The organism is Ideonella sp. P3_A4 (assembly GCF_056403075.1).
This window is the reverse complement of sequence record NZ_JBFUGE010000208.1, coordinates 1-10,423: the sequence shown is the minus strand read 5'-3', so window position 1 is coordinate 10,423 and position 10,423 is coordinate 1. Positions and strand designations below refer to the sequence as shown.

At 67.5% G+C, this 10,423-nt stretch carries 9 protein-coding genes; 7 read left to right on the top strand and 2 right to left on the bottom strand.

Annotation, left to right across the window (positions count from 1 at the left end; genetic code table 11):
* The 3 genes from AC1DYI_RS18195 to AC1DYI_RS18185 form a co-directional block, all read left to right on the top strand.
* Positions 1–542, top strand: a 542-nt coding sequence (locus AC1DYI_RS18195; RefSeq protein WP_477205540.1) for a TonB-dependent receptor domain-containing protein, incomplete at its 5' end; no start/stop codon positions are given.
* A gap of 65 nt (positions 543–607) precedes the next feature.
* Positions 608–1,135, top strand: a complete 528-nt coding sequence (locus AC1DYI_RS18190) for a TOL_0243 family YfiR-like periplasmic protein (RefSeq protein WP_477205539.1) — start codon at positions 608–610, stop codon at positions 1,133–1,135.
* Positions 1,132–3,141: a sensor histidine kinase, YfiR-like protein-associated gene (locus AC1DYI_RS18185; RefSeq protein ID WP_477205538.1), complete on the top strand. Its 2,010-nt coding sequence runs from the start codon at positions 1,132–1,134 to the stop codon at positions 3,139–3,141. The genes AC1DYI_RS18190 and AC1DYI_RS18185 overlap by 4 nt, the downstream gene beginning before the upstream one ends.
* 16 nt (positions 3,142–3,157) lie before the next feature.
* Here AC1DYI_RS18185 and AC1DYI_RS18180 read toward each other — a convergent pair whose 3' ends face one another.
* The gene (locus AC1DYI_RS18180) at positions 3,158–5,317 is read right to left on the bottom strand and encodes a putative bifunctional diguanylate cyclase/phosphodiesterase (RefSeq protein WP_477205537.1); all 2,160 of its coding nucleotides are present in this window, start codon (positions 5,315–5,317) and stop codon (positions 3,158–3,160) included.
* Between the two features lie 165 nt (positions 5,318–5,482).
* The gene (locus tag AC1DYI_RS18175) at positions 5,483–6,481 is read right to left on the bottom strand and encodes a helix-turn-helix transcriptional regulator (RefSeq protein ID WP_477205536.1); all 999 of its coding nucleotides are present in this window, start codon (positions 6,479–6,481) and stop codon (positions 5,483–5,485) included.
* Between the two features lie 166 nt (positions 6,482–6,647).
* On the opposite strand from AC1DYI_RS18175, the gene AC1DYI_RS18170 reads away from it, so the two are divergent.
* The 4 genes from AC1DYI_RS18170 (at position 6,648) to AC1DYI_RS18155 (ending at position 10,296) form a co-directional block, all read left to right on the top strand.
* Complete coding sequence (locus AC1DYI_RS18170; RefSeq protein ID WP_477205535.1) at positions 6,648–7,853, top strand: hypothetical protein; 1,206 nt, start codon at positions 6,648–6,650, stop codon at positions 7,851–7,853.
* A 174-nt stretch (positions 7,854–8,027) separates the two neighbouring features.
* Positions 8,028–8,870 (top strand): substrate-binding periplasmic protein, encoded by an 843-nt coding sequence (locus AC1DYI_RS18165; protein WP_477205534.1) that lies wholly within the window; start codon positions 8,028–8,030, stop codon positions 8,868–8,870.
* Positions 8,871–9,039: 169 nt separating this feature from the next.
* Positions 9,040–9,870 carry an FkbM family methyltransferase gene (locus tag AC1DYI_RS18160; RefSeq protein ID WP_477205533.1) on the top strand — a complete coding sequence of 277 codons (831 nt, stop codon included), beginning with the start codon at positions 9,040–9,042 and terminating at the stop codon, positions 9,868–9,870.
* A 60-nt stretch (positions 9,871–9,930) separates the two neighbouring features.
* Positions 9,931–10,296: a hypothetical protein gene (locus tag AC1DYI_RS18155; protein ID WP_477205532.1), complete on the top strand. Its 366-nt coding sequence runs from the start codon at positions 9,931–9,933 to the stop codon at positions 10,294–10,296.
* Positions 10,297–10,423: the final 127 nt, after the last annotated feature.

The following is a 10,423-nucleotide window of genomic DNA, read 5'->3' as shown; positions in this document are numbered from 1 at the left end:
GCCAGCCGACGCCGACCACCTCGCTCTCGGCCACCGTCTACCACGCCGACTACGACCGCCTGCGCACGGTGCAGTTCGACCCCAACAGCAATGTCTTCGTGCTGGCCAACGGGATGGAAGGCCGCGCCCGCGGTGTCGAGCTGTGGGGCAGCTTCCAGGCCTTGGCCCATTGGCGCCTGCACGCCGGCTACAGCCGCCTGTGGCAGGACCTGAGGCTGAAGCCGGGCAGCAATGACGTGGGCACCGTGGCGGCCACCGAAGGCGCCAGCCCTTCGCATTGGTGGACGTTGCGCTCCTCGCACGATCTGGGCGGGCAAGTCGAGCTGGACTTCGTGCTGCGGCACGTGGCGGCCCTGGCCTTGCCCGCCGTGCCTCGCTACACCGCACTCGACATGCGCCTGGCCTGGCAGCCCAACGCCACGCTCGAGTTGGCGCTTGCCGGGCAGAACCTGACCGGCAACGGCCATGGCGAATTCGGCAATGTCGCGACGCGGACGCAGTTCCAGCGCGCGCTGTATGCCCAGCTGAGCTGGCGCTTCTGATGGAAGGCCCCGCGATGATCCGCCCTGTGCCCGCACCCGCCACCTGGCATGTGCTGCGTTGGGTCATGCTCGTCACGCTGCTGTTGGCCGGCATCGCGGGGCAGCCCAGCTGGGCCAACGACGCCCAGGCCGCCGAATACCGCATCAAGGGCGCTTTCCTGTGCAAGTTCGGCAACTATGTCGAATGGCCCTCGACGGCGAGCCCGGAGACGCCGTTCGGCATCGGCGTGCTGGCGTCATCGGCGGTAGTCGAGGAACTGACAGCCATCGCACGCGGTCAAACCGTGAACGGCCGGCCGATCATCGTGCGCAAACTCGAACGCGGCGACTCATTGGACGGCGTGGACATGTTGTTCATCGCCCGAACGCACACGGCGCGCTTGGGCGATACGTTGGCCGCACTGAAAGACCGGCCGGTGCTGACAGTCACCGAGTCCGACCTGGGCGTCTCGGCCGGGAGCATGGTGAACTTCGTCGTCGTCGACGACAAGGTGAAATTCGACATCTCGCTGCCGGCCGTTGAGCGCAGCAAGCTGCGGATCAGTGCCCGCCTGCTCGGCGTGGCCCGTACCGTGGCGGGAGGTCCGTCATGAACATGAGCTTCGGCGGCTCGTTGCGTCGCAAGCTGCTGGGCGCGATTCTGCTGACCACGCTGGTCGCGGTGGTCGTGGCACTGGGCGCGATGATTGCCTACGACCTGCGGGCCTACCATAAGAGCTGGCTCGAGAACATCGACGCCCAGGCCGAACTGATCGGCCGCACGACCGCACCGGCACTGTCGTTCGACGACGCCCGCGTGGCGCAAGACAACCTCGCCGTGCTGCGCTTCCAGCCCAAGGTTCGGGCCGCCGCCGTCTATTCGACCCGCGGTGTGCTGTTTGCGCGTTATGTGGCCGAGGGAACCCGCGCCGAATTCCCTGCGCTACCGGGCGCCGATGGCGTGGCGGTCTCCGGCAGCAGCGTGGTCGCCTTCAGGCGCATCGTCGAGCACGGGCAGATCCTGGGTACCGTGTACCTGCAGGCCGACTACGAGCTGATCGACCGCCTGCTCAGCTACGCCGGCATCGCGCTGGCGGTGACCGTCTTCGCGATGCTGGTCGCCACCTTGATGTCGGCATGGATGCGACAGATCGTGATGCGACCCATCCTGGCGGTGGGCGAAGCTGCACGCGAAGTCGTCGAGCGGCAGGACTACTCGCGCCGCGTCGAACAGCGCAGCGACGACGAACTGGGCGGGCTGGTCGCCGCGTTCAACAACATGATGGTCGAGATCGAACGCCGCACGGTCGCGCTCGAGGCGTCGAACCTCGACAAGGCGCGCGAGGTCGAAGACCGGCGCGAGGCGCAGCAAGAGGTGATGCGGCTGAACGAAGAGCTCGAGCGGCGCGTGCACGAGCGCACTGCCGCGCTGGAGCGCAGCAACGCCGACCTGGCGCTGGCCTCCGACGCGGCGCAATCGGCCAACCGCGCCAAATCGGAATTCCTGTCCAACATGAGCCACGAGCTGCGCACGCCGCTGAACGCCATCATCGGCTTCGGCCAGATGCTGGCCATGTCGGACCCGAGCRCCCTGCCGCCCGATCGCTACAAGACCTTCCTGGACCACATCGTCAAGGCCGGCCACCATCTGCTGAGCCTGATCAACGACATCCTGAACCTGGCCCAGATCGAGGCCGGCAAACTGACGCTGTCGGTCGAGCCGATCCGCCTGGCCGAGGTGCTGGCCGAATGCCAGTCGATGACCGAGCCGCTGGCTGAGCGGCGCAAGATCCGGCTGCTGTTCCCAACGACTGCCGAAGCCCTGGTGAAGGCCGACCGCACGCGGCTCAAGCAGGTGCTGCTGAACCTGCTGTCGAATGCCATCAAGTACAACCGCGATTCGGGTTCGGTGGTGGTCGACTGCATCCGCCTCGCGCCCGACCGGATGCGGCTGTCGGTGCAGGACACCGGCATCGGCATGAAGCCCGAGCAGGTGGCCGCACTGTTCCAGCCCTTCAACCGGCTCGGCCAGGAAGCCGGCACGCAAGAAGGCACCGGCATCGGCCTGGTCGTCACCAAGCGACTGGTCGAGCTGATGGGTGGCGAGCTCGGTGTGTCCAGTCGCCCCGGGGCAGGCAGTCAGTTCTGGATCGACTTGCCGGCAGAACCGGGTTCGGACGTCGTGACCGAGCCGATGCCGCTGCTGCCCACCAGTGACGACAAGACCGAGGCGACCGTGCTGTGCGTCGAGGACAACCCGGCCAGTCTCGAACTGCTCCAGGCCGCGATGGCGGCGCGGCCGGGCGTGCGGCTGCTGACGGCGTCCAACGGCAAGCGCGGCATCGAGATGGCACGCCTGCACCAGCCCGATGTGATCCTGATGGACAACAACATGCCGGTGCTTTCAGGCAGCGCGGCCCAGGCCATGCTGAAGAACGACCCGCGCACCGCGCACATTCCGGTCATCGCGATCACCGCGAACGCGATGCCGGATGCGGTCGGCAAGGGCCTGGCAGCCGGCTACTTCCGCTACCTGACCAAGCCGGTCGATCTGAATGCGCTTGCCGAGGCCCTGGACGGCGCGCTGGCGCTGGCGGCCAGCCGCAAGAACAAAGACTGAACCTGCGGTCGGAAGCTCAAAGCGCCGCTGTGATCGACGGCGCGAAATCCACCGCACCTTCGGGCTTGCGGCCCATGACCCAGTCCAACAGCGCGCTGGCGGGCATTGGGCGGGCGAACAGAAAGCCCTGCAGCTCGTCGCAGCCCAGGTTGACCAGCACATCGCGCTGATCGGAGGTTTCGACGCCTTCGGCCACCACGCGCAGGCCCAGCGCATGCGCCAGGCGCACCACCGCATCGACCACCGCGCGGGCATCGCCGCTGGTCTGCAGGTCTTTGACGAAGCTGCGGTCGATCTTCAGCTGGCGTGCCGGCAACTGGCGCAGGTAGCTCAGGCTCGAATAGCCGGTGCCGAAGTCGTCGATCGACAGGAAGACGCCAACGCGCGCCAAGCCTTCGAAGGCCGCCTGGGTCGCGCGGATGTCTTCCATCGCCACCGACTCGGTGATTTCGCACAACAGGCACGACGGGTCCACGCCATGGCGGGCCAGTGCCTGCTCGATGCGCTCGACCAGGTCAGCCTCGCGCAACTGGTGCACCGACAGGTTGATCGCCACCCGCATGCGCACGCCGACCCCGCCCCAGTCCCGGATCTGGCTGCAGGTCTCTTCGATGACCCAGTTGCCCAGGTGGTTGATCAGGCCGAAACGCTCGGCGAGCGGAATGAACAGTGCCGGGCTCAGCTGGCCACGTGTCGGGTGGTTCCAACGCAGCAGCGCCTCGACGCCGTGGATCTGGCCGCCCTGCCCGTCGATCTTCGGCTGGTAGTACAGCTCCAGCTCGCCGCGCTCGACGGCGCGCCGCAGATCGGTCTGCAGGCTGAGCTGCTCCAGCGCGTCGCCGTTCATGTGCGCTTCGAACACCGCAAAGGTGTTGCCGCCGGCTCGCTTGGCCGAATACATCGCCGCATCGGCGTGGGCCACGAGCCTGTCGCGCTGGCCATGGTCGGGGTAGATGGCGATGCCGATCGACGCGGCGATCTCGACCGGCCGGCCACCGACGTTGAAGGGACGCCGCAGCCGATCGACCACCCGCTGYGCCATCGTCGCGCTGTCAGCCAGGTTGGTCACGTCTTCCATCAGCAGCAGAAACTCGTCGCCCCCGACACGCGCGACGGTGTCGCTGTCGCGGGCCTGCTCGCGCAGGCGGCGCGCGGTTTCCTTCAGCACCTCGTCGCCGGCACCATGGCCGAACGAGTCGTTGACCGGCTTGAAGCCGTCCAGGTCGATGAACAGCACCGCCAGCTTTTCCAGCTTGCGCTCGGCCACGTGTTCGGCAGAACGTTCAATACGGGCCACGGCGTGCGCCAGGCGGTCTTCGAACAGCACCCGGTTCGGCAGCCTGGTCAGCGGGTCCAGGAACGCCTGGTGCTGCAATTCGTCGTTGGCGGCCTGCAGGCTCGCGTTGGCCACCTGCAGCGAGTCGGCCAGGCGCGCCGCCTTGCCCTGCATGCGCGCGTCGAGGATCGAGGTGAGCCAGGTCATCCCCAGCATCAGCAGCGATGCCAGCACCACCAGGCCACCAAGGCGATCCACCACCAGCGCACCGGCACTGAGGCAGACCGAGCCGACCGGGAAGTTCGCTGCCGCCATCGCGGTGTAGTGCATGCCGCTGATCGCCAGCCCCATCACGACCGCGGCCGCCAGCTGCAGCACAGCGCCACGCCGCTCGCTGACGCGGCGCAGCCAGAAAAAGATCGACAAGGCCACACCCGAGGCCACCACGGCAATCGCCGCCGATGCGCCCACGAGAGCCCAGTCCCAGACGATGGCCGGCGCCATCTCGAGCGCGGCCATGCCCACGTAGTGCATCGCGCAGATGCCGGCGCCCATGGCCAGYGAGCCCAGCACCAGGCGCGCCAGCGTCAACCGGCCGCGACCGGCCACGCCCAGCGCCACACCCGAAACCCCCACGCCGGCCGCCCACGAAGCGAGCGTCAGCCAATGCGTGTAGCCGATCGCCACCGGCAGCGAAAAGGCCAGCATGCCGACAAAGTGCATGGACCAGATGCCGGTGCCCATGACGAGCGAACCGCCGGTCCACCACCCCAGCGCCACCGCGCGGTCGCGGGTGCGCACGCGCTGGGCCAGGTCCAGCGCGACGTAGGAGGCGAAGCTGGCGATCAGGATGGACAGGGCGACCATCCCGATGTCATAGCGTGCGATCAGGAAATCCATGGCATGGCGAAGACAACCTAAGCGGAAGACATGGGTGAACTATCGGCGAAGCAACGGCGCCGCTGAACCCGGTCACCACGCAGGGGGCAGGGTTCTGGCGTGAAGATTTGGGCACTGGCCACCTGACGTGGCCGCGGTGTCAGTGAAAACCTGACAGCGTCGGCGTCAATCGGCCGTGTAGAGCGCCGCGGCGGCACGGAGCCGCTCCTTGACCAAGCGCACCAGGGCCGGCGGCGCCAGCACCTTCACTTGCGGGCCATGGCGCTGGATGTCCATCGCCAGCTCGGTCGCGTCGGCATAGGGCAGCTCCATGCGCAGTGCGCCGTCGGGCTGCAGGCTCAGGCGCTGCTCTGGGTGCCACTCTTCTTGCGCCACCCACTGCGCCGCGTCGGCATCAAAGGCCAACGTGGCCCATTGCTCGGCCTTGCCGCTGAAGATGCCGTAGCCGCCGTCCAGCTCGGCCTCGACTGTCTTCATCGCCACGTCTTTCGCGCGCGGATGTTCGAGCGCCTTGGCTGCGCGCACCGCGTCGAGCGCGAAACGACGCAGGCCGTCGCTGGCGTGGCACCAGGCATCGAGGTACCAGGTGTTGCGGTAGTGGATCAGCCGCTGCGGCGAGACCTCGCGCCGGCTTTCGGTCTGGCGCTTGCGGGTGAAGTACAGCAGGTCGATGCGTTGGCGCTTCAGCAGCGCGCTGCCGGCCACTTCGAACCAGCGTGTCGGCACCGGCCGGCGCGCGGGCGAGGCGATCTTCACGCGCCGCATCAGCTCACGCGATTCGCTCTCGCTCGCACCGAGCATGCCGTGCAGCTTGTCCAGCAGCGGCTGCAGGTGGCGGCCGAGCACGCCGCCCGAGTCCAGCCCCTTGATCAGCTGGTGCATCGTCAGCAATGCGTGGATCTCGGCCTCGCTGAACCAGACGCCCGGCAGTTCGTGCGACGAAGCCTTGGTGGACACCGCGCCGGGCATCACGCCGTCGAAACGATAGACGTTGTCGAAACGGTCGTAGACGATCGGCGCGTCCATCCGGTCGCGCAGGTACTGCAGGTCGCGCTTGAGGGTGGCGCGCGAGACCTCGAGTTCGTCAAGCAGCTCTTCGAAGCTGACGCCGCCGCGCGACTTGATCAACAGCTCGATGCGATAGAAGCGTTCGGTGCGGTTCATGGATGGACGGTAGCACAGGCTCATGGCGTGAGCCTGCTGGGTTGAGTGCAACTGTTGTTGAGATTCATTGGAGCATGAGCCTGGCTCATTCCATGAGCCTGTGCGGCCAGACACTGTCTTCACACGCTGTCCATCACACCCCCTCTTGTTCTTCACGGAGCATCCCATGGCCGCCCAAACCACCCTCGCCTTCGACGACCTGCCGCAGCCGCGTCCGACCCTGGCGCTGGCTCGCACCGGCCGCACCGCCCGTGCAACCCAGGCGCTGGCCGCCGCCGAAGCCGAAGATCTGTTCGGCCCCGGCGAGGCGCGCGACCCGGCGTTCGAGCTGGGCTGGGATTTCGCCCACCACGGCCTCGTGCCGCCTGCCGAGCACCTGCTGCCTGGCCACCCGCTGCGGCACGGTTGGGAGGCCGGCCGCGCGGCGTTCGGCAGCCGCACGCTGCGCGCAGGCCGTGGTGTGCGCCAGTGGCTGCAGCTGCGGCTGGCCGCCTGGCACCAGGGCCAGGCCTTCGAAGGCGTGCAGGTCACGCCGAACTTCCTGGCCCAGATCGACAGCCTGCGCTGCCCGGTCACCCGCGCCGATCTGGGCGACGGCGAAGGCCACGAAGCGGTGGTCGAGCGCCTGAATCACCGCGCCGGCTACGCCGCCGGCAACCTGGCCACGCTGAGCCGCCGCGCCCAGCAGGCCAAGGGCGGCAAGCGCTGGGACGAAGCCCGCCTGATGGCCGTGCTGGCCGAAGCCCGCAAAGCCGACGGCGCTGGCGCCGCCGAAGGCCTGAGCAGCGCCGAATGGGCGCGCCTGGCCACGCTGATGTCCTTTGTGACCCCGCTGCCGCACGAGCTGGCCGCCACACTGCCGCTGCGTGTGTTGCCGCCCAACCGCCTGCGCTTGCTGAACCCGATCCAGTGCCTGCAGGCGCTGATCACGCTGCAATTGACCCACAGCGGCTTTGCCGTGCGCATCGCCCAGCTGACCAAGCTGCTGCCTGGCACCGACCTGCGGCGCGACTTCCACCTGTTCTTCCACACCCTGTTGCCGCGCGCCTGGCAAGGCGGCCGTCCCGGCAGCGACGAAGAAATGCGCGAGCGCCTCGAAGACGCCTGGCAGAACCCCGACGTGCTGCGCCGCTGGCAGCGTTTTTCGAGCCAGCTGAGCGCCGAACAGGCCGACGACCTGGTGCAGCGCCTGGTCGCCAAGGGCCTGGCCAGCGGCGTGCCGGGCGCCCAGCGCGCTCGTGCAGCCCAGTGGCACCCCAGCCACCGCGCCACCGAGGGCTGGGCGATGGAGCGCGCCGGCCACGCCGCGCACCGGGCAAGCCCCAAGGCGACCACTTCAGCAGCGGCGCCGCACTGCGCGCTGATCGCCTGAGCGGCGGCAGCGTTCGAACGAACGTGGCAGGCTGGCCCAGCGAGAGCATTTGTTCAGCCGCCCTGACCCGGTGCCAGGCACCCGGGCCAGGCGCTTGCAGTCCCCTGTTTCCGTCTGGCAACCCGCCTTCACTTGGCGCACACTTCACTGGACGAGGCAGAGGGATGCACCGCCGTGAATCGCAGCCGATGTCTTTGCGTGCGTTGGGGGCCACTGGGCGTGGTTTTCACACGCCGCGCCGTTGCAGCGCTCGCTCTGGCGTTGCTCGCGTCGCCGGCGCTGCGGGCCGGCACGCTCAACGGCGCGACCGTCCACATCTGCGACGATGCTGCCGAATGGCCGCCCTACACCTTCTACAAGCGAAGTGACGGCCAGGCGACCAAGGAGCTGACCGGTTTATCGGTCGATGTCGTGACTGTCATCTTTCAGAAGGCCGGTATCGACGCCCGCATTGAGCTGCTGCCCTGGGCACGTTGCCAGAAGGAAGTGATGGACGGCACCGAGTACCAGCTGGCGCTCAATGCTTCGTATAACGAAACCCGGGCCAAGGCCTATTACTTGTCGCGCCCGTATTACCGCACCACCAACTACTATTTCTATTCCAAGAAGGTCCATCCGTCGGGCTTGCGGATTGATCATCTTTCGGACCTGCACAACTACAAGGTCTGTGGCGTGTTCGGCTACAACTACGAGACGTATGGCTTGCCCCCTGGCAGCATCGACCAAGGGGCTTACGACTTCGCCGCGCTGGTCGCCAAGACCCATGCCGGGCGCTGCGATCTGTTCCTCGAAAAATACGAGGTGATGGCCGGCTTCACGGCCATTGGCCAGCCCTTTCTCGCCGACATGAGCCTGGGCCACGAGCCGGTGCCGGGCATGGCCCCGACCGAGTTCTACATGATGATTTCCCGGCGTGCCACCCATGCCGAGGAACTGCTGAAAATCATCAACGACGGCCTGGGCGAACTCGAAGCGTCGGGCCARATGGGGCGGCTGGCGAAAAAATACCTGCCCTGAGCCGGTCTTGTCGGCAGGGCGGCCTCCGCCGAGTCCCTAGAACAGCCAGTCGAGCGCCGCTTTGCGCAGCTTCTGGGCCACTACCCGATCGGGCACGCCCGCATCCCGGTATGCTGCGCGCCTGCGCGGGCCTGTTTGCCCGCCAAAGAACCACGACACACGGATCAAGATGCTGGAGCAAAGCGCAAAACAATGGGTGCTGGGCAGCGCCCTCGGGCGGATGCTGATGTCAGGGCGCGACCAGCTCGAGCTGGTTCGGGCGGCCCTGCGATCACCCGAGAGTGTGGGCACGATTGCCAACGACCAGCTGGCCACGCTGCTGGTGACCCAGCTGTGCCAGCCGGGCAAGACCTTCATCGACGTCGGCGCCCACATCGGCTCGATCATCACCGCGGTGGCGCAGCGCGACCCGTCGATCCAGATCGTCGCGGTCGAGGCCATCCCTGAAAAGGTCGAACGCCTGCGCCGCAAGTTCCCGAAAGTGCCGGTGCACGCCTGCGCGGTGGGCGACCAGGAGGGCGAGGTGTCGTTCTTCATCAACACCCGCCAGTCCGGCTACAGCTCACTCGGCCAGCCAGCCGGCGCTGGCAAGGACGACGGCATCCAGGAAGTGCGGGTGCCGATCCGCCGGCTGGACAACCTGGTCAAGGCCGACGGCATCGATGTGATCAAGATCGACGTCGAGGGCGCCGAGCTGGGCGTGCTGCGCGGCAGCCCGCAGCTGCTGGCCGCCAGCCGGCCGGTGATCATGTTCGAAAGCGGCCCTGGCGACGCCCTGGGCTACACCAAGCCGGCGATGTGGCAGTTCTTCGCCGACCAGCGCTACACGCTGCATGTGCCCAACCGCGTGGCCCACAACGACGAGGGCCTGAGCCTCGAAGGCTTCGTCGACAGCCACACCTACCCGCGCCGCACGACCAACTACATCGCGATCCCGATCGAACGCCGGACCGAGATTCGCGACCGGGCGCGTAAGCTGCTGGGCATCACCGCCGACTGAGGAACTCACCACCCGCATCGGGTGGAACACCACGCGCCGTGGCGCACCAGGAGGAGACCCATGTCCAAGCCCGCTTTCACGCTGAAGGCCTTCGGCATCTACCTGCTGGTGCTGGGCGCCGGCCTCACCGCCGCGCCTAACCTGATGCTGTCGCTGTTCGGCATGCCGCTGACCACCGAGGTCTGGCTGCGGGTGGTCGGCATCCTGGTGTTCAACATCGGCATCTACTACATCTACGCCGCCAAGTGCGAGGCGCGGGCCTTCTTCCAGGCCTCGGTCTACACACGCTGCCTGGTGATGGCGGCCTTCATCGCCTTCGCGGTGCTGGGCCTGGCACCGCCGATGCTGGTGATGTTCGGCGTGGCCGATCTGCTGGGTGGCATCTGGACACAGCTGGCCCTGCGCCGCGAGGCGTCTGCCGGGTGAGCCTGCTCGGCTCAGCGCGGCGTTATGCCGTTAGTGCCCTGTCCCAGAAATACGTCGCATTGGACGGGCTGAGATGGGGATGATCGCGAGACGACGAGCCGGGCAGATACCGGGTGGTATCTGCCCG

What these genes read in the sequence shown, in the direction of transcription:
- AC1DYI_RS18170 (WP_477205535.1), top strand. Translation starts at nt 6,648, where the DNA reads ATGGCCGCCCAAACCACCCTCGCCTTCGACGACCTGCCGCAGCCGCGT.
- AC1DYI_RS18155 (WP_477205532.1), top strand. Translation starts at nt 9,931, where the DNA reads ATGTCCAAGCCCGCTTTCACGCTGAAGGCCTTCGGCATCTACCTGCTG.
- AC1DYI_RS18160 (WP_477205533.1), top strand. Translation starts at nt 9,040, where the DNA reads ATGCTGGAGCAAAGCGCAAAACAATGGGTGCTGGGCAGCGCCCTCGGG.
- AC1DYI_RS18190 (WP_477205539.1), top strand. Translation starts at nt 608, where the DNA reads ATGCTCGTCACGCTGCTGTTGGCCGGCATCGCGGGGCAGCCCAGCTGG.
- AC1DYI_RS18175 (WP_477205536.1), bottom strand. Translation starts at nt 6,481, where the DNA reads ATGAACCGCACCGAACGCTTCTATCGCATCGAGCTGTTGATCAAGTCG.